The following is a 24,451-nucleotide window of genomic DNA, read 5'->3' as shown; positions in this document are numbered from 1 at the left end:
GGCCACGCGGATCCGATCCGCAATAAAAAAAGCACCCGAGGGTGCTTTTTTTCGACTTTCTCTTTCTTTTTGCGCTTTGCGAGGGTCGCGAGACTTAAGCGCCGAGTTCGGCTTGTGCGTTCGACGGATGCGGCTGATTCGCGTTGCCGCCATCGTCGTCCGATACCGGCGTAGACGAAGTATTGGCCGCGCTCGTCTTCACTTGGGCCGTAGCCGGGTGGTTGCTATTGAGCGCCACTTGAACGCGCTTGGTCGCGGCCAGCACCGGCTTTTGCGGAGCCTGCGGCGCATTGATCGGCACCTGACGGCCGCGTGCCACGTCGCGCAGCCGTCCGCGTTCGGCCAGCACCTTGGCACCGTAGCCGCCGTCGTCCTGCGAGGTCGAACCGACGTACAAACGCAAGCCATCGGTCAACGAACCGCCGCGCGCGATGCAATCCTTCAGCACCACGGCGCCCACGGTGATGTTCGCGAGCGGCTCGAGTGCCGCGCCGGTGCCGCCGAAGTACTGGAACTTGTCCGAGTGAACCTTCGACATGACCTGCATGAGCCCTTGCGCGCCGACACCGCTTTCCGCATACGGATTGAAGCCCGATTCGATCGCCATCACGGCGAGCAGCAGCAGCGGATCGAGGCCGACTTGCCGGCCCGTGTCGAACGCGGCCTTGACGAGATCGCCGACGGGCTCCTGCGCCACGTGATAGCGGCGCGACAAGTAGGACGTCACGAGCGCCTGCTCGCGCGTCGATACGAGCACGCGGTCGTCGCGCGCGTCGGCCGACACGGGCTGCGACGAGATCATCTTTGCCAGCAGGTACAGGTTCGACGGCGTGATGCTCGCGGGCAGATGCGTATCGGCCGCGGGGGCCGCCGCCATCGACAAGCCGCTTGCGCCACTGCCATCGAACGCGCCGTCATAGCGCGTGTTGTCGAGGGTGGGCGCGCCGTCGGCACCTTCGGACGATGGCGAAGGCACGCCGAACGCCGGCAGCGGATGTCCGCTCAGAAGCCGCGCCGGGCCAGCCTGGACCGCCGCTTCGATGAACGGCATCATCCGTGCGGCCAGGGTGCCGCGCACGGTCGGAAGCAGCCACAAGGCTAGGCCGACCAGCACGGCGCATACGCCGACGATGCTGAACAGATGGTGGCTGACACGCGTCCCGCGGCGCAGCGCGGCGCGAACCACGGCGCCGAAACTGTCGTCGGAACGCGACGATAACCAAGTATTCATTCAGTTCTCCCATTGAGCATGGCTCGTCTCGACGGGTACAGCAGCGCGCGAAGCGCCTATCGAACGGGCCAAGGCGCCACGGGCCTTGGTCGGACCTCGAGAACGCCGGGATACGGCACCCTACCGCGCGAAGCGGCAGTGAACCGTGTGGAGAGCCACATCGGACAAAAAAGGAACCGGCAGCGCACCGATGGCACGCGCACAGTGGCTCTCACGCAAAAGCCGGCGCGATTGATAACCGTGCGCCGGCACAATGACCACCAAATAGACCGTAAGAGCGCCGTGCAGGGCGGCGTACGGTAGCGCGACACTTTGTTCGTGCCGCGAGCTGGATCGAGGGCAGTAACACAACAAAACTACTTGGCCCTGCAGCCAATGTGGACGGATTCTAGCAGGCTTTTATAGATCGTCAATGCTACAAATTCTCGAAATCATAACAAAATGTAATTAAGGATCGGGCTGGCGCGGCCGATATCCACGCCCCGTGCGCCTTTCAACTATTTTGCGATCTCAGCGCCGAACGAACGTCCTTGCTTTCCACAGGTAAAATCGTCGCCTGCTTGGCGCCCACTCCCGTCGAGGCGCCGCTAGCCAAACAACGAAATCATGAAATACAAGGACTTGCGGGACTTCATCGGGCGCCTCGAGGCCCTAGGCGAGCTACGGCGCGTGCCGGAAAGCGTGTCGCCGGTGCTCGAGATGACAGAACTTTGCGACCGTGTGCTGCGCGCCGGCGGGCCGGCGTTGCTGTTCAACGCCCCCGCGGGGCATACGATCCCCGTGCTCGGCAACCTGTTCGGCACGACGCGCCGGATCGCACTCGGCATGGGCATCGACGAGACGGCGGCAGCCGAGGAAGGTGCCGCACTGCGCTCGCTGCGCGACGTGGGACGGCTGCTGTCGGCGCTCAAGGAACCGGAGCCGCCGAAGGGGCTCAAGGACGCCGGCAAGCTGCTGACGCTCGCCAAGGCAGTCTGGGACATGGCACCGAAGACCGTCAGCTCGCCGCCCTGTCAGGAGATCGTCTGGGAAGGCAACGACGTCGACTTGGCTCGTCTGCCGATTCAGACCTGCTGGCCGGGCGACGCCGCCCCGCTCGTCACCTGGGGGTTGACCGTCACGCGCGGCCCGAACAAGCCGCGCCAGAATCTCGGCATCTATCGTCAGCAGTTGATCGGCCGCAACAAGCTGATCATGCGCTGGCTCGCGCACCGCGGCGGCGCGCTCGATTTCCGCGAGTTCGCACAAGCGAACCCGGGCAAGCCGTATCCGGTCGCCGTCGTGCTCGGCGCGGATCCGGCCACGATGCTCGGCGCCGTCACGCCCGTGCCCGATACGTTGTCCGAATATCAATTCGCCGGCCTGCTGCGCGGCGCGCGCACCGAGCTCGCGCGATGCCTGACGCCGGGCCTCGAAACACTGCAAGTGCCGGCCCGTGCCGAAATCGTCCTGGAAGGATTCATCTACCCGGGCGAAGGCGAGCCCGGCGCGCTCCCAGCCGGCGCACCGCCGCGGCCGTCGAAAAGCGCGGCGGCCGGCTACGAGCACGCGCTCGAAGGGCCCTACGGCGATCACACGGGCTACTACAACGAACAGGAGTGGTTCCCCGTCTTCACGGTCGAGCGCATCACGATGCGCCGCGACGCGATCTATCACTCCACGTATACAGGCAAGCCGCCCGACGAGCCCGCCATGCTCGGCGTCGCGCTGAACGAAGTGTTCGTGCCGCTCCTGCAGAAGCAGTTTCCCGAGATCACCGATTTCTATCTCCCGCCCGAAGGCTGCAGCTATCGGATGGCCATCGTGCAGATGAAGAAGAGCTACGCCGGACATTCGAAACGCGTGATGTTCGGCGTCTGGAGCTTCTTGCGCCAATTCATGTATACGAAGTTCATCGTCGTCGTCGACGAAGATGTCGACGTGCGCGATTGGAAGGAAGTCATCTGGGCAATCACGACGCGTGTCGACCCGGCGCGCGACACGGTGCTCGTCGAGCGCACGCCGATCGACTACCTCGACTTCGCCTCCCCCATCGCGGGCCTCGGCTCGAAAATGGGCATCGACGCGACCAACAAGTGGCCGGGCGAGACCGATCGCGAATGGGGGCGTCCGATCGCGATGGACGCCGCGGTGAAGACGCGCGTCGACGCTTTGTACGAACGCCTGGGGCTCGCGCGCTGAAGCCGCGCGGCGCGCCGCTCACGCTCATGCTCATTCGACCTGTCGAGGACATCGCTCAACCATGAATGCCGCTCAAGCCGCTGAAACCACGCAAGCCGCCCCGGCCGCCGTCACGACCTATCGCGGCCCGGCTGTTGAAAACCGTCATCAGGCGCATGTCGCCGTCGTCGACGGCGCCGGCCGCCTGCTCTACGCATTCGGCGACCCGCATCGCCTCACGCTGCCGCGCTCGGCCGTCAAGCCGGCTCAAGCCCTGGCCATTCTCGAAACGGGTGCGCTCGAGCGCTTCGGCTTCGACGAGGCCGATCTCGCCTTGATGTGCGCATCGCACAACAGCGAGGACCGTCATATCGCCCGCGCGCGCGCCATGCTCGCGAAAGCGCACGTGACCGAAGACGACATGCGCTGCGGCGGTCATCCGGCAATCTCGGACGCGGTCCAGCGCGCATGGATCAAGCGCGACTTCGCGCCGACGCCGGTATGCAGCAACTGCTCCGGCAAACACGCCGGCATGCTCGCGGCCGCACTGGCCATGGGTCAGCCGACGAAGGACTACGAGCGCCCCGAGCATCCCCTGCAGCAGAGCGTGAAGCGCACGCTGGCCGAACTCGTCGATCTAGACGAAGCCGACATCGCTTGGGGCATCGACGGCTGCAACCTGCCGACCCCGAGCTTCGCGCTCGACCGCCTTGCCCGCTTGTTCGCGAAACTGGCGAGTGCCGCCGATCAAGCAGCGCGGGGTACGCCGGCGAGCGCGCGCGACGCCGCGCTCGCGCGTATCTATGCCGCGATGACGACGCACCCGGAATGGGTCGCGGGCGACGGACGTTTTTGCACGGCGCTGATGAGCGCGTTCGGCGGCAATGTCGTCGGCAAAGTCGGCGCGGAAGGCAGCTATGGGCTCGGCGTGCGCGCGGGCGCGCACGGCGTCGACGGCATCGACGGCCCGCTCGGCCTGGCTGTGAAAATGGAAGACGGCAACGGCGCGATTCTGACCGCCGTCGTCACTGAATTGCTTCACGACCTCGGTATCGGCACGGCGTCTCAACGCGCGCAACTGGACAAATTTCGCGCGCCGACGATCAGAAACACAGTCGGGCTCGAAGTCGGGCGTATGGAAGTACGCGTCCCGCTCGCACGCCAAGCGACATAAACGCTAGCGCGCTTCGAGCGCGCACTCGGCAACCCAGGCGCCGCGAATACCGAGATACTGAATACCGAGTCCCGTAAACGCCAACGGCGCAACGCGGCGAAAAGCCGACGTTGCGCCGTTGGCACCGGTGCATCCGTCGCTACACGTCAGGCGAGCATTCGCCCGACGCAAGCGCGATCACCAGCCCCGGTAATACCGGCGGTGATGGTAATGGTGGTAGTACCCGCCACCCCAGTAGCCGCCGACGACCACGGGCGGCGGGCCGTAGTAGGCCGGGGCCGGCGCGTAGACGACCGGCGGAGGCGGTGCGTAATACACGGGCGGCGGCGGTGCGTAGACAGGGTAAGCCGGCGCGACCGGAATGCCGATGCCGACGCCGATCGACACGTGCGCCTGAGCCGTCGCGGCGAAACCCGCGCTCAATGCTGCGACAGCGATCAACGAAGCGAGCTTTTTCATTACTGTTCCTCTTGCCCTCTGGCGAATGGGCGGCCGGGCCACGAAGGCGCGAAACACCGAGCGGCACGGCAGCAACCTACGCATCCAATGTATCGAAAAAGCGCGGAACGAGGGCTGGGCATTTGTTGCAAATTGCAATCGGGGCGCACCCGAGCAACCGCGAAGATCGGCGCCCGCCAAGCGTGGCGAGGCGCGATAGGTGAGATTTTACCGCTCGAAGGCCAAACGATCCGACACCGTCGGTAATGTTTAATTACAAATTCGTTGCATGCGCGTACGTCCGCGGCCGGCATGCGCTGACTACCGAAGCCGGAAGCAATCGCCGGGGCGCCGCCCACCCGCTCGTTTCGATGTTTCGACATGAACGACGGGCGTGCGAGCCATGACGCCTAGCCATCGATGACCCTGCCTCCGACGTGTCATCCGACTTTCACGTAAGTGAATTCGCGCGTGATGCTGGGGGGCACGTAAGCCTCCCCGATCTTGACCCGCGGCGTCAGGCGCTTTTTCTGATCCCACCAAAGGCGGCGCTGCGCGCGGCTGAGGAACCGCAAATGTTTACGGTATGAAAAAACGTTCATCGTGACCTCCCATGCATGGCTGCGACACAAGAACGAAGAACGAAGCGCGTCAGTCCGGTACGTATTACGATTGACCGACTGCGCCTCTCAATACGACGCTCGAAACGCATCGGCGAAAATCGGCACGAACCCCCGTTGCGAATCGGCACGCGACGCGGTATGCGCAATGAGTAGGCCCACGATGGGACCCCGATGCGCGATACTGGCGGCTTCGTCGTTTTACGCCGCAACGCGCGGCAAGCGCGTTCCGTACGGTTCGACCATGCCGCTTCCTGCTCTTCCACGTCTCGGGTTCATCGGCGCGGGCCGCTTGGCGCGCTGCCTGGCGACGGGCTTCGCCCGCGCGGGCTATCCCGTCGCCGCGGTGACCGCCCGCTCGTCCGATTCCGCCGGGCGCCTCGCCTGTGCCCTGCCGCTGTGCCGGGCCGTGGCCGATGCGCAGGCCGTTGCCGATTCTTCCGATCTTGTCTTTTTAGCGGTTCCCGATGACAGCATCGGTACGATCGCGAACAATCTGAGATTCGATACGCGCGACGGCCGCTCGGCCGCGCTCGTGCACTGCAGCGGTGCAACGAGCGTCGGCGTGCTCGCGGCGGCCGGCGCGCAAGGCGTATCGATCGGCGGGTTTCATCCGCTTTATTTATTCAGCGGCGACGAAGCGGACCTCGAGCGCATCGCCGGCTGCTCGGTGACGATCGAGGCACAAGGCGAGCTCGCCCCGCTTCTTGGCGCGCTCGCGCGTTCGCTCGGTTGCGAAATACTGACGCTCGAGGGCGCGCGGCGGATGCTGTACCACGGCGCGGCGCACTACGCGGCCAGCTTCGCGCTGGCCGCGCTCGCGGAGGCGGTCGACGTCTGGGGCACGCTCGGCTTCGACGAAGACCAATCGCTGCGCGCGCTGTTGCCGATGCTCGCGGGCACGGTTCAGGCCGCGCGCGCAAAGGGCCTGTCCGGCGCGCTGGCGGGCCCCGTCTCGCGCGGCGACGCGGCCGTGCTCGAGCAGCAGCTCGCGGCCTTCGAAGCGCTCGGCTCCGACCATGCGACGCTCTATGCGCTGCTCACGCGACGCGCGCTGTCGCTCGCGCGATCGCGCACGCAGCCTCCGGCGTCGATCGATGCGATGACCGAGGCGGTCGAAGCGACGCTCGCGCGCCTAGAGCGCTCCCTCTCGCGAAGTGCAGGCGCAACGTAAGCCGTGATATGGTGACGACCGGCGCTCACGGCCGCCTTGTGCGGCCCTCGGTGCCGCCCAGCAACCTGACGAGAACGCCAAAATGATCAAGGTCAGCATCCTTTATCCCTATCGAGAAAATGTCCGTTTCGACTTCGACTACTATTGCGCCAAGCATATGAAGCAGGCGGCCCAGTATTTCGAACCGGCGCTGAAGGGATGGTCCGTCGATAAGGGCATCAGCGGCGGAGAACCGGGTTCGGCAGCGGCCTTCGTGGCGGCCGGTCATTTTCTGTTCGACTCGGTGGAGGCGTTCACGGAGGTATTCAAACCGGTGGCGGCCGAACTCGTCGCCGACATCCCGAATTACACCGACAGCGCGCCGCAAATTGTGATCAGCGAAGTGCTCGTGAACGTCTGACGGGCGCCGCCTCGCAGGTTGGACCGATGCGTCGAACGCCTGGCGTAGGCGCTCGGCGTGTGCCAAACAAGAGACTCAAAGAAGGAAAGGATCGAAGATGTTCGGGGATATTGCCCGTTTTCTGCTCAACACTATTTTCACGTTGTTCGGCGCCGCGCTGATTCTGCGCGCCTGGTTGCAGGTCGTGCGCCTGCCGCCGTACAACCCTGTATCCAACGCCATTTTCCAGGCGACGAACTGGCTCGTCCTGCCGCTGCGGCGCGTGCTGCCGAAGGCCAAGCGCGTCGACGTGGCGAGCATCGTCGCGGCGCTGCTGGCGGCGGTCGTCTTCGTCGTGGCGATGATCGCGCTCGCGGGCGTCGATCCGCTTCAGTTCGCCCCCACCATCGCGCTCGTGTCGGTGCTCACGCTCGTCAAGTGGGCACTGAATCTCGTTATCTGGCTGACGATCCTGATGGCCCTGCTGTCGTGGCTCAATCCGAGTTCGCCCGCCATGTCGATCCTCTCTCAGCTGACCGCGCCGTTCCTGAATCCGCTGCGCCGCGTGATTCCGAATCTTGGCGGCATCGACCTCTCGCCGATTCTGCTGTTCGTGATCGTGCAGGTGTTGCTGATGGTGATCACGCGGATGGCCGTGTCGCTGACGATGTTCGGTATTTAGCCGGGGGCGCCCAGCCCGGGGCGCGTAGCTCGGGGCTTGCCCAGTCGGAGGCAAGCCTAGCCGGGCGTACCTTGGCGGGAGCACCTGACCCGAAGCGATTGCCGCCTCGGATTCCCGTCACGTCACGCATCGGTGCCGATGACACCGAACGTGACCGGGGTCGTCGTGTAGACGGCCCGCACCTTTTCCTGCGCCACGAGATGGATGAGCTGCCGGGCGTCGGTCTCGGTGACCACGAACTCGACTTGCACCGTCAACGATCCCTGCAGTTCGAAGAAGCGGTCCTCATGCAGGACCCCATGCGCGCCGAAACCGGCCATGGCCCGGAATGCCGAGCCGCCCATGACACCGAGATCCTTCGCGCAGCCGAGTAGCCATTCCCATAAAAGCTTGCCGCGCAACCGGTGATTCTCGTGCACATAGAATCGCAACAACACGCATTGCTCGACTTGCATAAGGCCTCCTGGCGCTAACGCGGCGTCGCTGTCGATTGTGCCTCTTGCCGCATCGCGCGGCTACAACGGCGGCGATGCCGGACCGGCACTCAATCGACTGTGACGGCTTGGCGGCGGGCAGCCCTTTGCGAACGCCCTTTTCCGTCAAGCGGCAACGAGCCAAATACGTGCCGTCCACATCCCGAGCGCGGTGAGCGCGAACGAGCCGAACAAGTGCACGGCGGCTTCGGCGATCGCCCAGCCGAACTGGCCTCCTGCAAGCGACGTGACGACCTCGGCCGAGAAGGTCGAAAACGTCGTCAAACCGCCCATGAATCCCGTGATGACGAAGAGCCGCCACTCGGGCGGCAGGCCTGCCTTGGTGGTGAAGAACACAGCGGCCACGCCGATCAGATAGCCGCCGATCATGTTCGCCGCGAACGTGCCAAGGGGGATTGCCGGAAAGACGGCATTCAGGCCGAGGCTCAAAAACCAGCGCAGCAGCGCGCCGAGGCCGGCACCGATGAAGATGGAGAGAATCGAGTAAGTCAACGTGCGGTCCTGATTCGAATCGTTTTTTCGATGAACCGGAACACAGCAGCGCCGAACGTGCGAACGCCTACCGATTCCGGCTCGGGAATGGTAGGCATCATCAGCCACAAAGGCGGTTAAAGGAGGTATGCCATCTCCCCGTGCACACTGCGCGGACTCAACCGGCGCGAGAGGCGCCCGGCCGCGCAGTGCGACGACACGCTACTTTAGGGGTTTGAGCGGCGATACGCAATATGCCCTCCCCTCCCGCAGCAGGACTCGCTCATGCTCGTCGGCATTGATCGATATCAACGAAAGCACGCCGGCTATCGTATTCCCTAGCGAAACGATTCCATGCCAACAGGCGGTTTCATCTTCCAGAGAAAACCGCCGATATCTACGTTGCATGGCGAAGGCGAGAGCCGGTCGCTTCCTGTCCATTTCCGAAGTCGCACACCAAGGCCGTCACGTAGCCGGGCGGCGGACGGCAGCAGGTATCGGTATCCAAAGAGGTCGCAAGATGAGGATCGACAGTATCCGTTCCATTCCCCTGTTCGGAGTACGGCGGCGTATGGGGCCCGGCTCTGGTGGTATTGCGCTGCTGGCTTGGGCGGTCGGGGTCGGACTGGCGCTCGCCTTGGCACAGCAGTTAGCCGAGGCGCAGGCGCGGGACATCATCGAAATCGGCGTGCCGGTGCCGTTGTCGGGAAGTTGCGCGCAGGCCGGCAAGGACATCGTCGACGGTGCCATGCTCGCCGTGGTGCAAATCAATTCCGAGGGCGGGGTGCTCGGCAGACAGTTGGCGCTGGTCCCGAAGGACGACGCCTGCAACGCCGATATCGCGGCTCAAGCGGCGAGCCAACTCGCTTCCGCGGGGGTCGCGGCGGTGGCCGGCGGTTATTGCTCGAGTGCCGCGCTCCCCGAATTACGCGTGCTGCACGACCAAGGCATTCCTTACGTTCTTGATGCTTCGACCTTCCCTCAACTAACCGACCACGGCTGGAACAACGCCTTTCGCACGATCGGGCGCACCGATTCGCAGGGCGCCCTGGCCGCGCAGTTCATGAAGGACGTATTGCATGCGAGGCGCGCGGCCGTGATGAACGACGGCTCCGCCTATTCGCAAGGACTGGCCAAAAGCGCCGTCGACGCATTAAAGAAAGACGGCATCGACGTCGTCTACGACGGCGCGATCACGCCCGGACAACAAGACTATGGCGATACCGTCAAATCCGTGGGGGCTTTGAAGCCCGACGTGCTCTATTACACGGGTTATTCCGCCGAAGCGATCGTGCTGGCCCAGAATCGGCATGCATTGGCGCCCTCGATCAAATACTTCATGGGCAACGGCACGGCAGACCCGGCGCTCATCGAAAAAGGAGGCGCGGCGGCCGAGGGCATGATCGTGATGACGTCGCCGTTGCCGCAATTTCTCGAGACCGCGGGGGCACGGCGGTTCGTGAAAGCCTACGAAGCGGCGTACCGGCGCGCGCCGGGGCCGTATTCCGTCTATGAATACGACGCGATCGGCGTTACGGCGTGGGCAATCAAGAGCGCGAAGTCAGCCAAGCCGGAGGACATCGCCGCGGCGCTGCATCGGTTGAAAAGCTACAACGGCGCGACCGGTGAAATCGCGTTCGATCAGAAGGGCGATCGGGCCAAGGCGGCCTTCATGGCCGTGACGGTTCGGGACGGCAAGTTCCAGCCCTATGCGAACCTCGACGCCAAGGGGCGCTGGGTCGCCGCGAAGTAGGACCGCGGCAACATCGCGCGATCCACTCAGCCGCCGGCCGCCCGTGCCGCCTCAAGTCGCTGTATGCAGGAGCGCCTTTCTGATCACCTCGGTCGCCACTCGAAGATCGTCGAATTGCGTGATCATTTCAAAGCAAAGGACGAAGGCGAGCGTGTAGCCCGGTGCCGGAAATCGCTCGATCAAGCGCAGGATCGGGGCCGCGAACTTGACCCGCACGGCGTCGCGCGTCACCGCGACCGCCAACGCTATGCCGAGCACCAGGCCAGCGATGATGTCGGTGGGGTAATGCAAACCGAGGTACACGCGGGGCAGCAAGATGCAAAGCACGGTGTAAAGCAGCGCGAAAACGCCGAGGACGCGATAGACGAGAAAAATTCCCGTGGCAACTGCGCCCCACATCATGGCGTGGTCGCTCGGGAATGAACTCCAGAATCGGAGCGTGCTCTCCGTGTAAGTCGCCTCGGGGAAATGCAGATGGAGATTGGGATCGTCCACGGGCCTCGTCCGGAATGGCAAGTAATGCGCCATGAGTCGACCGATGAGAAGCGCGAGCAGCGCGGCGACGATCGTCCCGATCACCATTTGCCGGTTCGATTCGACGGTGTGCTTTGATCCGGCGCGCTCCGTTTGCGCGAACCAGATCCACCAGAGCACCGTGGTCAGCACGAGCCCTTTGATCGTGTAGAACTCCGTCATCGCCTTGACCGCGCGGTTGGCGAAGCCGGAATGAAACGCGTGCTGCGTCAAGAAAGTCAGAATTGTATGGTCGAAACCGTTCACTACGTCCTTCTCCTTCTTGTTACGTGGGTCGCCCCCCGCTGAGTCCCAAATGCTGAGCCGAGGGGGAGCCCCGAGCATCGTCGCATGAAAACGATTCATAAAAATTTAAAAAAACGGCCGCGTTATCGTCATATTTAGCGCGGCGGAGGGGATTCTTTCGTCGCATTAATCGGGCCTGGGGGCGACGGGCTTGGGGTGGAGGTCGTCCATCAATTAATCATACGAAACGACTGCCACGCCGAATTCTTTGATACGATCCAGACTGACGACTCGCCTGAGGAAAAATATTTTGAGGGGGAACTACACGTGGGAGGATCTCGAGTCTTTCGTCAGAAGGGAAGCGTGTATATCGTCAAAAAAAACTATCTCCGCAAAGTCAACGGTGGAAGATGATTTGGGCCAGCAGGGTGAGGAGGCCGACGAATTCATGCAGCACTTCTTCGAACTGTTCGGCATCGATAGAGGTGATTACGATTTCCGTCGCTACTTCCTGATGGAAGGCGAAGGGATTCTTTATCATTTGACGATGAAGCTACTGAGAAGGCCACATACATTTAAGCGAGAAGCCATAACTCTGGGAATGCTTCACAGCGCGCTTATCAACGGCAAGTGGGACGCGGAAGCGCTAGCGCGGTCTGCAACAACGCAGTGACAAAGAGAACATGAAACGCACAGCCTTTCTTTTTCTCTACTTGTTGATCGGCCTCGCAGCTGGGCGCGCCTTCGCAGCCAAGCCGCTGTTCGACAACGAAACGGAAGATCCGACCAACGGTTGGAGTCACGTGACTCCGGCCTTTGCGAAAGTGCTAATGAAGCACGAAGCGCAACTTCAAGATTTGAGCGGCTTTGCCGAGGCGGGCGAGATACCGAAAGACGCGAGCACAAGACTCGTACAGAAGGCGGTGCCGATTGGTCTGCATGGGCAAAAGGTTCTGTACGTCAGGCCGACGCTCGAGCCATATTTCACACCGTTCTACGGCGCTCATATCTTCCAGCATTGGCTGGTTTTGAATGGTCACATCTTCTACGAAGATAGTTCCGATGGTTTTCGGGTGCTGTCGTCCGCTCACGACGGCATGCGTGACATCGAGGAAACGCAATGTACCGCGGTCGACTGCAACTCGATGCGACTCAAGTTCGACCGCAAAAGCAGAAGCTACAAAGCCGCGTCGTGTCGCGAGGCACCCGCGCTGGACAAGAACAAAACCAAGCCCTGCGGCCTTGGTCAATAGGATTCCGCCAAGGTCGAGAACGGTCGCTCTTGAAAGCCATGCCAGTTTTGCCACCACCGGCCAATTTCTTGCGCTTGCCATCCCCACCGCGCCCCCTGTAGAATAGCTGGCTCTGCGGGCGTCGTATAATGGCCATTACCCTAGCTTCCCAAGCTAGAGACGTGGGTTCGATTCCCATCGCCCGCTCCAACGCTGCCGCCACCTATCCACAGGTCCTCCAGGTAGCGTCAGCGGAACTCCCCCTCTGAAGCAAAAAGGCGCAGCGCCCACAGCTCACGTGCGCCGCGCGCAGTCACACGCTCAGCACTGATACGAACCCATGCCCAACATTCAGACTTGCCATCTCCGGCCCCCGTGAGACTTGCTATACTGCCGTGCGCTTGTCTTAGAAATCTAGGCTGCGCACCCGCGCCGTTCCCGCTATGTGGGCCAGCGGCACCCGCGGGACTTGGGGTAAGGATTCCGATCACCCGCTGCAGTCCATCTCTCAGCGTCTCATCCGGAGTCGGTAAGTTGTCTCTGATGGCGTGAGCCAGCCATGTCGGCGGAAAGACCTACGAAACGTATTCTCTTACTGCTCGCCTTCCTATCGGTGTGGGCTGTCGCTGCACGCGCGCAAACGCTCACCGCCGAGTTGGCCGAGCACAGCGGCATGAGCCCCATCCAGGTCACGACGCTGCTCGCGAACTGCGACGCGAATCAAACCAGCATGAAGTTCTGCGCCTTGCGCGACGAACTGGCCGCCGAACGCACGCTGCGCCACCTCATCGACGAACGGCGCGCAGCCTCGCCGAAGTGCGGCGCCGTGCTCGCGCAAAAAGTCGCGGCCTGGCGCAAGCAGCGTGACGAAACCTGTCAAAAATCAGCCGAACAGCAATGGGGCGACGGCTCGATGCTGTCGGCTGCGGTCGCCATGTGTGCGACCGATCGCACCAAACAAATGATGCAAACGCTCTCGTCGAATAGCTGCCCGTAGCGTGCCCCGTACACAGTGCAGTGGGGTGCTTGAAATATCGCGCGCCACCCCTCACTGTGTAAATGTCGGCCGCGCCGCCGAGCGAGCAAGCGAATCGGTCCTCGCGCTAGACGCCACGGTGGTTGCCAAGCGAACAGATGGTACCGGTTCACGAATCAAGGAATTTCCGGCGCGCGCTACTGTCGATACGAGGCTCGGCCAACTTCGGTCCGTAAGGCCACGGCCACCTGCCCACTTCTTGTGTAATCGAAAAAGATGGAACGGTATTTCATGTCACGCACGAGCGCCGTCGGGTTGCTCGTCGATACGCGTCAAACGGTCGCCAAGGACTTGCATGACAAGCCGGCGCATGATGCCTCGCGCCAACAGCAAATGCTCCAAGACCTCGACCGCCTGCTGCTCGACGTTCGCATCGGGCGCACGCGCGAATTCGAGATCGAAACACCAAACCGCATCCACGTGATCGTGTCGGACTGAACCGTCAACACGCAAGCCTGTTGCTCGCCGCGCGCGTACGCCCCCCGCGATTTCACGCGCGCCGCACTCTCGTCTACAATCTCGCCCACTACTTCACGCCGGCCATCCGCCGGCGCGCGCCCGACCCGCAAGCCGCCCGCGCTGGCGGCTTTTTCATGTCGCCGGGCGCCGACGCCTTAGACTGCTCTAGAAACGATGATTCACGATCCGAACGACACGGGCCTGCCGCCCGACGCGCCCGACAACAACGGCGACGCAACGCCCGACGCCCCCCTCTTCCCGCGCCGCATCCGCAGCTTCGTCACGCGCGCCGGCCGGGTCTCGACCGGCCAACGCCGCGCCATGGACGAACTGGGCCCGCGCTTCGTCGTTCCGTACTCGCCCGGCCCAGCGAACTGGCACTCGCTGTTCGGCCGCCAAGCCCCGCGCGTGCTGGAGATCGGCTTCGGTATGGGCGCCACGACGGCCGAGATCGCGGCCGTCCGTCCGGCCGACGATTTCATCGGCGTGGAAGTGCACGAGCCCGGTGTGGGCGCGCTGCTCAAGCTCGTCGGCGAGCATTCGCTGACGAACATCCGGATCGTTCAGCACGATGCGGTCGAGGTGATCGAACACATGATCGAGCCGGGCACGCTCGACGGCGTTCACATCTTCTTCCCGGATCCGTGGCACAAGGCACGGCACCACAAACGCCGGCTGATCCAGCCGCCGTTCGTCGCGCTATTGGCGTCGAGCTTGAAACCGGGCGCCTATCTGCACTGCGCGACCGATTGGCAGAACTACGCGGAGCAAATGCTCGAAGTACTCGGCGCCGAGCCGTCGCTCGAAAACACGGCGCAAGACTATGCACCGCGCCCCGACTACCGCCCCGTGACGAAATTCGAGCGGCGCGGCTTGCGGCTCGGCCACGGGGTATGGGATCTAGTGTTCAAACGGCGGACTTAACCGCACGCAATAAAGCTCGCGCCAAGGCCGTGCCGCGTCAGACGTCCAGCCTCGGCGCCGGGGCGCGGCAATCCTACGCGCCCCAATTGAGCGCATCGCCATAGCCGATCACGAGCACGATCATCCCGAACGCGATCCGATACCAAGCGAACACGGTGAAATCGTGCGTGGCGAGAAAGCGCAGCAGCCAGCGCACGCAGACGAACGCACTGATGAACGCGGCCACGGTGCCGGCCGTAAGGATGTCGGCCATATCGACGAATGCCGTTCCGCGGTGCTTGACGAGTTCGTAAAGCGTCGCGCCGCCGATCACGGGGATGGCGAGGAAGAACGAGAACTCGGTGGCGACTCGGCGCTCGACGCCCAGCAGCATGGCGCCGATGATCGTCGAACCCGAGCGCGAGACACCCGGAATCAACGCGCAGCACTGTGCAAGCCCCACCTTGAGGGCATCGAGCGGACGCAGTTCGTCGAGCGTCCGAATGCGGCCCGATGCGCCCCCTAGCCGGCGCTCGCGTGCTTGAGCCCACAGGATGACGATGCCGCCCGCCACGAGCGCGAATGCGACGGGCACCGGCGCGAACAGTGCGTCCTTGATCGCGGCTTCGAAGGCAAGACCCAGCACGACGGCCGGGATCGTCGCGATCACGACGTTCAGCGCGAAGCGGCGCTGTGTCCGATCGCCCCATACGCCGAAGGCCACGCGGCCGATGCGCTGCCGGTATTCCCAGCAGACGGCGAGAATGGCGCCGAACTGGATCACGACATGAAATGTCTTCGCGGCATCCCCGCCGAAATTGAGCAAGCTGCCGACGACGATTAAATGTCCCGTGCTGGAGACGGGAAGAAACTCGGTCACCCCTTCGACGATGCCGAGAATCAGTGCCTTGCCGATCAAAACCCAGTCCATCGATGCCCTCTCTCTCGATGAGTGCGAGCGGACCGGGCAGCAAGCTTTCCGTGCGCGGCCTCTCGCGGCCGCGCGAACGTCATTTCTCGACGATCTGAACGCGTATGCCGTTTGTAAGGATCGTGATTGTACCGGGTTCGAAGTCCACGCCGGCGAATTGCAGCTGCTCAGGCTTGAACGTGTAGATCGGATAGCCGTCCAGCAACTGCGCGGCGGCAACCGCGCCGGCTGCCTGAATCTGCTGCTGGTACGCCTGCGCCTGGCCGTCCACGTCGACGCGCTCGACGCTTGGGGAGCGCAGCACGACGGCGTGGGTCGGCGCGTCGTATTCGAGCTGGCTCGTCAGAAGAAATCCACCATCGACAGGCTGCTGCAGAAACGGACTTGCGATGTGCGCGTCAACATGGACGGTGACACGGTTGCTGCCGGGCTCGAAGCCCACGACCGGGTTCGTCAGCGCGACGTCGAACAGCTGCGATACGGTACGGTGGTAGGGAAACTTTCGCGCCACCGCCGTCTGTATCTGCTGGCGCGAAAACGTGTAGTGATCGGGGATGAACGGGAACGTCGAACTCGCGCACGCGGACAGCGAAACGCCAACACTCGCAATACACGCGCCGGCAACGGCCGCGAAAACCCAACCCAGCAATTTGCGCCGACGGGGCGCAACAGCGTACGTCATGCATGACTCCTAGTGTTCAGCCTCGGCGTTAGGCACCGGCCGGCTCGCCGTTGGCCGCATAAAGGAATACTAACCCGCATCGCTTTCTGGGCTCGTTTTCACCGGCGCATGCCGAGCGCGTTCGCATGCGCCGGCGAGACGAAGCCGTTGGGGTTTCGTCTCGCCGCGGAGTCACTTCGCCGGCGGGGCCGGGGTATCGATTGCGGCCGTCGAATCGATCGGCGTGGCCTTGCCGGTATCCGGAGCGGCTTTCGACGGGGCCGGTTGGCCGAACGACACCGTAATCTCCTTCGGATAGGCATAGGCTGCGCCCGACGCCGTATCGATGGGTTCTAAGATCGCGGTGCCGACGCCGACCATGACGAAATTGCCGACCATCGCGCCCGTCATGAAAGTGGGAAAAGCTACGGCAGCGTGTCTATCTCGAGCTGGGTCAGCCAAAGCAAGGCATCCGTCCGGGAAGAACCGCACATCTCCAGCGACGGACTCAATCCCGCACAACAGCTCGGACGTTCGGGCAGCCCAAAAATGAGGCACCGGTTCTCATCGGAAAGCTGAATACAGCGCACACCCGCCGGCTTGCCGTTCGGCATGCCCGGGATCGGACTCGTGATCGACGGCGCGATGCAGCAGGCACCGCAGCCGGGACGGCATGCATGCTCGGGTGCGGAGGACGAACTGATCGAACTGACAGAACTGAGGCTGAAACCGGTGGCGTTCACTGCAAGGGCCCGAATAAGGGCGCGCGGCCGTGCGCGAGCCCAATTTGCATCCGCGCCCGCCATACGACATTAGGTGCGCGGGCACGCGGCTTGGTAAAGTAGATGTTTAACCCGCGATTTTACGAGGATCGAAGCATGCGCGGCACACGCGCCATTTCCGCGGTGCAAAAGCTCAAGGAGCGCACCGGCAATACCCAATACGCCGCCATCGGCATGCCCGGCGGCCTGTTTCGTCTGGTCGACCGCGCGAGCGGGGTCGAGTTGCCGCTTTCCGAGCCGCTGCCGCTCGATGCGTTCGTCTCGTTCGTCGACGCCATCTCGCCCGCGAAACCCAAGCGGGTCAGCAAGCTCGACGTGGCGTTCGAGGCGCAGATCAAACGCAGCAAACGCTGAGCACATCGGCTTGCGCATTCGGTTTGGTACAATCCCGAAGTTTCTTTCTGTCGTACCGCACCGCTATAACCGCTACGTCACGTCCTAAGTCCGCTAAGTCGCCATGAACATCGAGCAAGCCCGTTTCAACATGATCGAACAACAAATTCGCCCCTGGGACGTGCTGGACCAGGACGTGCTGAATCTGCTGTCGATCGTCAAGCGCGAAAATTTTGTCCCCGCCGCCTACCGCGAGATCGCGTTCGCAGATCTCGAAGTGCCGCTGCCCACGGGCGAGCACATGCTCTTCCCGCGCGTCGAAGCGCGCATCTTGCAAGAGCTGGCCGTCAAGAAGCATGAAACCGTGCTCGAAATCGGCGCGGGCTCGGGCTACATGGCCGCGCTGCTCGCTCACCGCGCCCGCCACGTGCTGACGGTCGATATCTCGCCGGAACTCGTCGAACTCGCCAAGCGCAATCTGGCCGAGAACGGCGTGACGAATGCCGAAGTCGCGCTCGGCGACGGCGCGCGCGGCTGGCCCACGGGCGCACCGTACGATGTCATCTGCGTGTCGGGTGGCCTGCCCGTGCTGCCGCAGGAAATCCTCGAGCAACTGAAGATCGGCGGCCGCCTCGCAGCGTTCGTCGGCACGGCTCCCGTCATGAAGGCGCAAGTCATCACGCGCATCGACGAAAAGCAATTCCGCGTGGCCGACGTGTTCGAGACGTTCGTCGAGCCGCTGGCGGGTGCCGTTCAGCCGCCGCGCTTCAAGTTCTAATTTCATCGCTTCGCAGCGGTGCGGCCTAGCAGGCCGTGCCGCCCAGCGCCGCTCAGTTATTTCAATCGATCGTCCGCCATGCAAAACCTGACCGCTCCCGCACTCGCCGAATGGCTGGCCGATTCGTCGCGCCCCGCTCCCGTGCTGCTCGACGTGCGTGAGCCCTGGGAAGTCGCGACCGCCAATATCGCCGGCTGCGTCGAGATTCCGATGCGCGACATCCCGGCGCGCAGCGAAGAACTCGACGACGAAGCGCAGATCGTTTGCATCTGCCATCACGGTGCACGCAGCGCCAATGTCGGGATGTTCCTCGAAGGGCGCGGCTTCAAGAACATCTTCAACCTTCAAGGTGGGATCGACGCGTGGTCGCGTCAGGTGGATCCGAAGGTGCCGCTTTATTGAGCCGACCGAGCGTCGAATGGGCGGCGACGCCCACTCGAACCGTATCGCGCCTCCCACTGCCGCCATCGATGCGATAAAAATGCCGTCGGCCTTCCGAACCGACGGCATTTTGTTTGGCCGATGCAAAACCGTCGCGTCGAAGGGCGGCAACGCCGCCCCCTTCCCGGTCGCGCTCAATCAGTCGTTGTACTTCCAGATGTTGAAGTACTCGATCTCACCCGCGATCCAATAAAGCTGGACGAGGCGCGAGGCGCCGGTCTGCAGCGCCGGGAAGGCGCACGCGCTCGTGCATTGCTGGACGCCCGTTTGATCGACGCCGGCCGTGACCGTGGCGGCATAGCTGCCGTTTATGGCAAACGTCGAAGGCATGATCGCCCATCCGTCGACCTCGCTCGTATTCACGCCCGTACCCGGCGTTGCCTGGATCTGCACCTTGCCGACGAGCGGCGCGGCGTTCACGCCATTGATCAAGCTCGACCAGGCGATCGGCGCGCTCGCTTGCTGAGCCGCCAATGAGCCGGCGGGATTCATGAAGTTCGCGATCGTATTGCCGGACAAGCTTTGCCATAGCACGCCTTGGCCCGCCGTCGCGGGCATCACCGGCGTCGGGTTCATGACCGAGAACGGTTGGCCGATCTGCGCGCCCGTCGAATCGTAGAACGTCACGGTGTAGGTGGCGTACCTCGGCACCGTCGACACGTCGATCGGAGACGGAGTGTAGTAACCCATAGCGCCGGTACCCGGAACGAAGGTGCCGTTCGCACTACCGCCCAGAGCTAGCCAAGACCATCGATACAGGCTCGTGTTCGACGTCGACAGCACGCTGCCGACGGGCGGCTGCGTCAGCGCGGTGCTCGTCAAGCCCAGCAAGGCGTTGCCGACGCCGGCACGCGGCGTCAGATATACCGTGCCGTTGATGCCGGGGCCGGTCACGGCGGCCGACGCGAGATTGGCCGGATTGGGGGTGCCAGCCGCACCGTTCGGTACGGTGATCGAAATGCCGGCTTCGTAACGGCCGAACTTCACTTCGGTCGGATCCAGGAATTGCTTGCGCTCGAGGAACGACGAAATCGATACGTTGTACGGCTGCTGATTTCCGATGACATCCCAGCTGCCGTTCGACAATTGCTGCACCACGATGACGAGTGAGCCCTTGGCCCCGCTCTGCGTCACATAGGGCAGTTGAACCAGCGCCTTCTGAACGCCGCCGGCCGTGAAGAATTGGAGCGTGCGCGGAACGCCCAGCGTCACCCCGCCGGCAGCCACCACGGGATGCGCGCTCGCGAACGATGTAAACCCGTTCCCCAAGTACTTGGCGTCGATCGCCTGGCTGCACGCCGTGCTCGTCCCGTTCAGACACAGCGAAAGCTGCGATACCAGCGAACTCAGATATCCGCCTTGGACAGGCGGTGCGGACAGCGTGGTCGAGATATTCGCGCTGCTGTTCAGCGAAACGCTCGTCGTCGCATCCGCGGTCGAAACGAGTTCATCGCCTCCACCCGGTGCCGCGACCACTTGAACCGCGTCGATGACGCCGTCCAGCCCCGTGTGGTCGGCCGTGAAAGGCGTGCCGATCGGATCGAACGTCGCCGCGCCGACACCGTTGGCGGCCAGAATTGTCGACAACGCGGTCTTCAAACTGCTCACCGCCGCCGATACGCTCGCGGGCGTCACGGCCGCCAGTGCGCTGCTGCTCGCTGCTAGATCCGTCGGATTGCCGGTACTGGTCAGAAGGGCGCTGATCGCGGTGGTCAGTGTCGTGGCGTTGGCGGTGACCGTCGACGTCGTGCCCATCGACGGTACCACCGACACTTGCGTGGAATCGACGCCGGTTGGGTCCGATGCCAGAATCACGAGCGGCGCCGTCAGGCTAGTTACGGAAACGGAGTACTGGCCGTTGGAATCGGCCGTGGTCGTCGCCATCGCGCCTTTTGAATCGATGACGACGATGTTGGCGCTCGCCATCGGTGCGCCCACGGCTGCCGTGCCTTGCAGCGCAACCTGCGTGACGCTCGTTCCCGCGCTCGGGCTGCCGCTGCTTCCCCCACCGCCGCAGCCGGCCAGCGCGAATAGCGCAACGGCCCCCGTTGCCGCCCACCCCATCCCCCTCTTGTACTGCCCTCGTACAGCCTTTCCGTTGGTCATATCGGTTCTCTTCTAATTGAATTGGCTTGTTATCTTTTGATGATTTTTTATTACATTTATATTACACAACCATTGAATCGTATTTGCCCAGTAAGCGGAGCGCAGCCATTATCGAAGCAACGAGATCGGTGACGCAACCCCTCACGGCAAGCGCGAAACAGCCCATTCGTTCACCAACATCGCGCACCCTGCGCTTTCGCGACGCGGCTCGCACCAAGTTGGCAGCCGGAATTGGTGCAAACCATCTCCCTCCCCTTCGGCGATCGCCGCGCTGGGCCGCGCTGCGCCCGACAAATCGCGGTTGGCATATCCCTTGCAATGCTCGGCGGTCCGCGCACGCGTCGCTTGTCTCATCGACGCCCGCATCGCGCGGCCTACTCCAATAAACGCTATTTCAGCATCGGCAAGGGGAAGCACATGAAACGTCGTAGCTTGTTGAAGCTCGGTTCGCTCTCCGGCGCGCTAGCGCTAGCAGGGCAAGCCCCGTTCGCTCGCGCGCAGTCGTCGAGCGGGCCGATCAAAGTCGGCATCTTGCATTCGCTCTCGGGCACGATGGCGATTTCGGAGACCTCGCTCAAAGACACGGCGCTCATGACGATCGCCGACATCAACAAGAACGGCGGCGTTTTGGGCCGTCAAATTCAGCCTGTCGTGGTGGACCCGGCATCGAACTGGCCGCTGTTCGCCGAAAAAGCTCGGCAACTGCTGACGCAAGACAAAGTCGCCTGCGTATTCGGCTGCTGGACCTCCGTTTCGCGGAAATCGGTATTGCCCGTTTTCGAAGAGTTGAATGGACTGCTCTATTACCCCGTTCAATACGAAGGCGAGGAAATGTCGCGCAACGTCTTCTATACGGGAGCAGCGCCGAATCAACAGGCCCTGCCCGCAGTCGAATATCTGATGAGCGCCGAGGGCGGCAGCGCGAAACGCTTCTTCCTGCTCGGCACCGATTACGTCTATCCGCGCACGACGAATAAAATCTTGCGCGCCTTCCTGCATTCGAAAGGCGTGAGCGACGCCGACATTCAGGAGGTGTATACGCCTTTCGGGCACAGCGACTATCAAACGATCGTCGCCAACATCAAGGCGTTCGCGCAAGGCGGCAAGACCACCGTCGTCTCCACGATCAACGGCGATTCGAACGTGCCCTTCTACAAGGAACTCGGCAACCAGGGGATCAAGGCGACGGATATCCCGGTCGTTGCATTCTCGGTCGGCGAAGAGGAACTGCGCGGGATCGACACGAAGCCGCTCGTCGGCCAGCTCGCCGCGTGGAATTACTTCATGTCGGTCAGGAGTCCGGCCAATACGAAATTCAAGGCCCAGTGGGCCGAGTGGGTCAAATCGCAGAACCTGCCCGGCGGCAGCAAGCGCGTCACGAACGACCCGATGGAAGCGACCTTCGTCGGCATCCATATGTGGAAGCAAGCCGCCGAGAAGGCCAAGAGCACTGAAGTCGACAAGGTGCGAGCCGCGATGATCGGGCAAACGGTGGACGCGCCGTCCGGCTTCACGCTGACGATGGACGGCAACCACCATCTGCACAAGCCCGTGATGATCGGCGAAGTGCGCGCCGACGGCCAATTCAACATCGTCTGGAAGACGAAGGCGCCCGTTCGCGCGCAGCCGTGGAGTCCGTACATTGCGGGCAACCAAGGCAAGCCCGACGTCGTCAGCTCGATCCGCGAGTTCTTGCGCCGGCGCAACGTCGCTTAGGCAACGGCGCGTTCGACCGCAGCCCGCCCGGCGGACGGCAGTGCAAGGCGCGTTCGATCGCGCCTCGCGCTGCCGCCGCTCGCCCTTGGACCGTCGCTCCTTGCATGCCTCGACCCATGAACAGATCCCTACGCCGATGCGCACTCGTGGTCGCGCTCGCGTGCTCGCTCGCCGCCTCCACGGCGTTCGCCCTGACGACAGCCGACGTCGCGGCGCTCGCGGGCGACGACTTCGATGCGAAAGCCACCGCCATCGACACGCTCGCGACCAACCATGATGCGGCAGGACTCGCATTGCTCGGGGCGCTCGCCGACGATCGCGCATTGGCAACGGATTCGGGCCAAGTGCTGATCGCAGAGAGCGGCGACGATGCGCATGCGCGCGACGCCGTCTCCGGCCGGCTGGTCGAGATCGGCGACGCCCAGCCCGTCATGCTCAATAACCTGCTGCGCAACAAGGTCGCGCATGCGTTGGCCGGCGCGCAGCTGGCCTCGCCCGATCTCGCGGTGCGCCGCAAGGCCGCCGACACCCTCCTTGCGAATCCCGATCCTTCGATGAAGCCGTTCATCGAAGCGGCTCGCGCGAAGGAAACCGATGCCGCGCTCAAGCGCCGTCTCGACGTGCTGTGGGCAACGACAGCGCTCACCGACGCGGACCCGGCCAGGCGGTTGGAAGCGGTTCGACTCGTGGCCGCGCGGCACGACCTCGACCTCTATCCGCTGTTGCGCCCGCTCGTCGCCCAGCACCCCGACGGCACCTTCGCCGAAACCGATCCGCGCGTGCGCGCCGCGGCGCAGCGCGGCATCGACGCGCTCGACGCGATCGAACGCAACAGCCGCATCGCCGGGACGCTGTTCGCCGGTATCTCGCTCGGCAGCGTTTTACTGCTGGCCGCACTCGGGCTCGCGATCACCTATGGCGTCATCGGCGTCATCAACATGGCGCACGGCGAATTCCTGATGATCGGCGCCTATGCGACCTACGTCGTGCAAAGCGCGTTTCGGCATTACGCGCCGGGCGCGTTCGACTGGTATCCGCTCGCCGCGGTGCCGGCCTCGTTCATCGCCGCGGCGCTCGTCGGCGTCGTGCTCGAGCGGCTCGTGCTCAAGCGCTTGTATGGCCGGCCGCTCGAAACGCTGCTGACGACGTTCGGCGCGAGCCTCGTGCTGATGCAAGCGACTCGCACGCTGTTCGGCGCGCAGAACGTCGAAGTCACGAATCCCGCTTGGATGACGGGTGGCGTCACCGTCATGCAGAATCTGATCCTGCCGTACAACCGCATCGCCATCCTCGCGTTCTCGCTCGGCGTCGTCGCCATCGCTTGGGCCGTGCTCACACGCACGCGACTCGGACTGTTCGTGCGCGCCGTCACGCAGAATCGCGGCATGGCTGCCTGTGTCGGCGTGAAAACGGCATTCATCGATTCATATGCGTTCGCATTCGGCGCGGGCATCGCCGGCCTCGGCGGCTGCGCGCTCTCGCAAATCGGCAACGTGGGCCCCGATCTCGGTCAGGGCTATATCGTCGATTCGTTCATGGCCGTCGTGCTCGGCGGGGTCGGGCAATTGGCCGGCACCGTGCTCGGCAGCTTCGGGCTCGGCATTCTCACGAAGGCCATCGAACCGTTTTCCGGCGCGGTGCTCGCGAAGATCGCCGTGCTCGTGCTGATCGTCCTGTTCATTCAAAAGCGTCCGCAGGGCTTGTTCGCTCTGAAAGGACGCAATGCATGAGGCCCGCG

General features: G+C 63.4%; 27 protein-coding genes, 1 tRNA gene and 1 riboswitch. Of the genes, 18 read left to right on the top strand and 10 right to left on the bottom strand.

Annotated elements, in window-relative coordinates:
- Positions 1-94: 94 nt before the first annotated feature.
- On the bottom strand, positions 95-1,231 hold the full coding sequence (locus tag DWV00_RS25920; RefSeq protein WP_115536472.1) for a transglycosylase SLT domain-containing protein: 1,137 nt from the start codon (positions 1,229-1,231) through the stop codon (positions 95-97).
- A gap of 606 nt (positions 1,232-1,837) precedes the next feature.
- Here DWV00_RS25920 and DWV00_RS25915 point away from each other — a divergent pair.
- Together DWV00_RS25915 and DWV00_RS25910 are read left to right on the top strand one after the other, a co-directional pair.
- On the top strand, positions 1,838-3,412 hold the full coding sequence (locus DWV00_RS25915) for a UbiD family decarboxylase (protein WP_115536471.1): 1,575 nt from the start codon (positions 1,838-1,840) through the stop codon (positions 3,410-3,412).
- A 61-nt stretch (positions 3,413-3,473) separates the two neighbouring features.
- A complete protein-coding gene (locus DWV00_RS25910; protein WP_115536470.1) occupies positions 3,474-4,565 on the top strand; it encodes an asparaginase in 1,092 nt (363 codons plus the stop codon).
- 177 nt (positions 4,566-4,742) lie between these two features.
- Here DWV00_RS25910 and DWV00_RS25905 read toward each other — a convergent pair whose 3' ends face one another.
- Positions 4,743-5,024: a hypothetical protein gene (locus DWV00_RS25905; protein ID WP_115536469.1), complete on the bottom strand. Its 282-nt coding sequence runs from the start codon at positions 5,022-5,024 to the stop codon at positions 4,743-4,745.
- A gap of 843 nt (positions 5,025-5,867) precedes the next feature.
- On the opposite strand from DWV00_RS25905, the gene DWV00_RS25900 reads away from it, so the two are divergent.
- The 3 genes from DWV00_RS25900 (at position 5,868) to DWV00_RS25890 (ending at position 7,858) form a co-directional block, all read left to right on the top strand.
- Positions 5,868-6,797 carry a Rossmann-like and DUF2520 domain-containing protein gene (locus DWV00_RS25900; protein ID WP_115536533.1) on the top strand — a complete coding sequence of 310 codons (930 nt, stop codon included), beginning with the start codon at positions 5,868-5,870 and terminating at the stop codon, positions 6,795-6,797.
- Between the two features lie 82 nt (positions 6,798-6,879).
- Entirely contained in the window at positions 6,880-7,197 is a 318-nt protein-coding gene (locus DWV00_RS25895; protein WP_115536468.1) for an EthD family reductase, read from the top strand.
- Between the two features lie 97 nt (positions 7,198-7,294).
- A complete protein-coding gene (locus DWV00_RS25890) occupies positions 7,295-7,858 on the top strand; it encodes a YggT family protein (RefSeq protein WP_115536467.1) in 564 nt (187 codons plus the stop codon).
- A gap of 122 nt (positions 7,859-7,980) precedes the next feature.
- On the opposite strand, the gene DWV00_RS25885 is transcribed toward DWV00_RS25890, so the two are convergent.
- Together DWV00_RS25885 and crcB are read right to left on the bottom strand one after the other, a co-directional pair.
- Positions 7,981-8,313, bottom strand: coding sequence for a DUF190 domain-containing protein (locus tag DWV00_RS25885; RefSeq protein WP_115536466.1), 333 nt, complete (start codon positions 8,311-8,313; stop codon positions 7,981-7,983).
- 144 nt (positions 8,314-8,457) lie between these two features.
- On the bottom strand, positions 8,458-8,844 hold the full coding sequence (crcB, locus tag DWV00_RS25880; protein WP_115536465.1) for a fluoride efflux transporter CrcB: 387 nt from the start codon (positions 8,842-8,844) through the stop codon (positions 8,458-8,460).
- An 84-nt stretch (positions 8,845-8,928) separates the two neighbouring features.
- Positions 8,929-8,991, bottom strand: a riboswitch (Fluoride riboswitch).
- Positions 8,992-9,343: 352 nt separating this feature from the next.
- Between crcB and DWV00_RS25875 the strand changes: the two genes are divergently transcribed.
- The gene (locus DWV00_RS25875; RefSeq protein ID WP_181885588.1) at positions 9,344-10,576 is read left to right on the top strand and encodes a branched-chain amino acid ABC transporter substrate-binding protein; all 1,233 of its coding nucleotides are present in this window, start codon (positions 9,344-9,346) and stop codon (positions 10,574-10,576) included.
- A 51-nt stretch (positions 10,577-10,627) separates the two neighbouring features.
- Here the strand turns inward: DWV00_RS25875 and DWV00_RS25870 are convergent, their stop codons facing one another.
- Positions 10,628-11,356 carry a phosphatase PAP2 family protein gene (locus tag DWV00_RS25870; RefSeq protein WP_115536463.1) on the bottom strand — a complete coding sequence of 243 codons (729 nt, stop codon included), beginning with the start codon at positions 11,354-11,356 and terminating at the stop codon, positions 10,628-10,630.
- Positions 11,357-11,603: 247 nt separating this feature from the next.
- On the opposite strand from DWV00_RS25870, the gene DWV00_RS25865 reads away from it, so the two are divergent.
- From DWV00_RS25865 to trmB, 6 genes are all read left to right on the top strand, one after another.
- Complete coding sequence (locus DWV00_RS25865; protein WP_342767010.1) at positions 11,604-12,008, top strand: DUF1493 family protein; 405 nt, start codon at positions 11,604-11,606, stop codon at positions 12,006-12,008.
- Positions 12,009-12,018: 10 nt separating this feature from the next.
- Positions 12,019-12,588 (top strand): hypothetical protein, encoded by a 570-nt coding sequence (locus DWV00_RS25860; RefSeq protein ID WP_115536461.1) that lies wholly within the window; start codon positions 12,019-12,021, stop codon positions 12,586-12,588.
- A 114-nt stretch (positions 12,589-12,702) separates the two neighbouring features.
- A tRNA-Gly gene (locus DWV00_RS25855) sits at positions 12,703-12,777 on the top strand.
- Between the two features lie 349 nt (positions 12,778-13,126).
- Complete coding sequence (locus tag DWV00_RS25850) at positions 13,127-13,564, top strand: lysozyme inhibitor LprI family protein (RefSeq protein WP_115536460.1); 438 nt, start codon at positions 13,127-13,129, stop codon at positions 13,562-13,564.
- Positions 13,565-13,834: 270 nt separating this feature from the next.
- Positions 13,835-14,041 carry a hypothetical protein gene (locus DWV00_RS25845; protein ID WP_147297980.1) on the top strand — a complete coding sequence of 69 codons (207 nt, stop codon included), beginning with the start codon at positions 13,835-13,837 and terminating at the stop codon, positions 14,039-14,041.
- Positions 14,042-14,236: 195 nt separating this feature from the next.
- Complete coding sequence (gene trmB / locus DWV00_RS25840; RefSeq protein WP_115536458.1) at positions 14,237-14,986, top strand: tRNA (guanosine(46)-N7)-methyltransferase TrmB; 750 nt, start codon at positions 14,237-14,239, stop codon at positions 14,984-14,986.
- A 73-nt stretch (positions 14,987-15,059) separates the two neighbouring features.
- Here the strand turns inward: trmB and DWV00_RS25835 are convergent, their stop codons facing one another.
- The 4 genes from DWV00_RS25835 to DWV00_RS25820 all read right to left on the bottom strand — a co-directional run bounded on the left by DWV00_RS25835 (position 15,060) and on the right by DWV00_RS25820 (position 17,300).
- Positions 15,060-15,896 carry an undecaprenyl-diphosphate phosphatase gene (locus DWV00_RS25835; protein ID WP_115536457.1) on the bottom strand — a complete coding sequence of 279 codons (837 nt, stop codon included), beginning with the start codon at positions 15,894-15,896 and terminating at the stop codon, positions 15,060-15,062.
- Between the two features lie 79 nt (positions 15,897-15,975).
- The gene (locus DWV00_RS25830; RefSeq protein ID WP_115536456.1) at positions 15,976-16,578 is read right to left on the bottom strand and encodes a DUF1439 domain-containing protein; all 603 of its coding nucleotides are present in this window, start codon (positions 16,576-16,578) and stop codon (positions 15,976-15,978) included.
- A gap of 171 nt (positions 16,579-16,749) precedes the next feature.
- Positions 16,750-16,956: a hypothetical protein gene (locus DWV00_RS25825; protein WP_147297979.1), complete on the bottom strand. Its 207-nt coding sequence runs from the start codon at positions 16,954-16,956 to the stop codon at positions 16,750-16,752.
- A gap of 26 nt (positions 16,957-16,982) precedes the next feature.
- On the bottom strand, positions 16,983-17,300 hold the full coding sequence (locus DWV00_RS25820; RefSeq protein ID WP_425452832.1) for a YkgJ family cysteine cluster protein: 318 nt from the start codon (positions 17,298-17,300) through the stop codon (positions 16,983-16,985).
- A gap of 135 nt (positions 17,301-17,435) precedes the next feature.
- On the opposite strand from DWV00_RS25820, the gene DWV00_RS25815 reads away from it, so the two are divergent.
- The 4 genes from DWV00_RS25815 to DWV00_RS33790 all read left to right on the top strand — a co-directional run bounded on the left by DWV00_RS25815 (position 17,436) and on the right by DWV00_RS33790 (position 19,084).
- Complete coding sequence (locus tag DWV00_RS25815) at positions 17,436-17,693, top strand: hypothetical protein (RefSeq protein WP_115536453.1); 258 nt, start codon at positions 17,436-17,438, stop codon at positions 17,691-17,693.
- Positions 17,694-17,796: 103 nt separating this feature from the next.
- Positions 17,797-18,450: a protein-L-isoaspartate O-methyltransferase family protein gene (locus DWV00_RS25810; RefSeq protein WP_115536452.1), complete on the top strand. Its 654-nt coding sequence runs from the start codon at positions 17,797-17,799 to the stop codon at positions 18,448-18,450.
- Positions 18,451-18,528: 78 nt separating this feature from the next.
- A complete protein-coding gene (locus DWV00_RS25805; protein ID WP_115536451.1) occupies positions 18,529-18,852 on the top strand; it encodes a rhodanese-like domain-containing protein in 324 nt (107 codons plus the stop codon).
- 16 nt (positions 18,853-18,868) lie between these two features.
- A complete protein-coding gene (locus DWV00_RS33790) occupies positions 18,869-19,084 on the top strand; it encodes a hypothetical protein (RefSeq protein WP_147297978.1) in 216 nt (71 codons plus the stop codon).
- Here the strand turns inward: DWV00_RS33790 and DWV00_RS25800 are convergent.
- Positions 19,030-20,997 carry a hypothetical protein gene (locus DWV00_RS25800; RefSeq protein ID WP_147297977.1) on the bottom strand — a complete coding sequence of 656 codons (1,968 nt, stop codon included), beginning with the start codon at positions 20,995-20,997 and terminating at the stop codon, positions 19,030-19,032. The two genes, DWV00_RS33790 and DWV00_RS25800, sit on opposite strands and share 55 nt — an antisense overlap.
- Positions 20,998-21,414: 417 nt before the next feature.
- Here DWV00_RS25800 and urtA point away from each other — a divergent pair, with 417 nt between their 5' ends.
- Entirely contained in the window at positions 21,415-22,713 is a 1,299-nt protein-coding gene (gene urtA, locus DWV00_RS25795; protein ID WP_115536532.1) for an urea ABC transporter substrate-binding protein, read from the top strand.
- A gap of 116 nt (positions 22,714-22,829) precedes the next feature.
- Positions 22,830-24,443 (top strand): urea ABC transporter permease subunit UrtB, encoded by a 1,614-nt coding sequence (gene urtB, locus DWV00_RS25790; RefSeq protein WP_425452831.1) that lies wholly within the window; start codon positions 22,830-22,832, stop codon positions 24,441-24,443.
- Positions 24,444-24,451 lie beyond the last annotated feature (8 nt).

The organism is Trinickia dinghuensis (genome assembly GCF_003367175.1).
In the GTDB taxonomy this organism is placed as follows: domain Bacteria; phylum Pseudomonadota; class Gammaproteobacteria; order Burkholderiales; family Burkholderiaceae; genus Trinickia; species Trinickia dinghuensis.
This window is presented reverse-complemented; position numbering and strand designations above follow the sequence as displayed.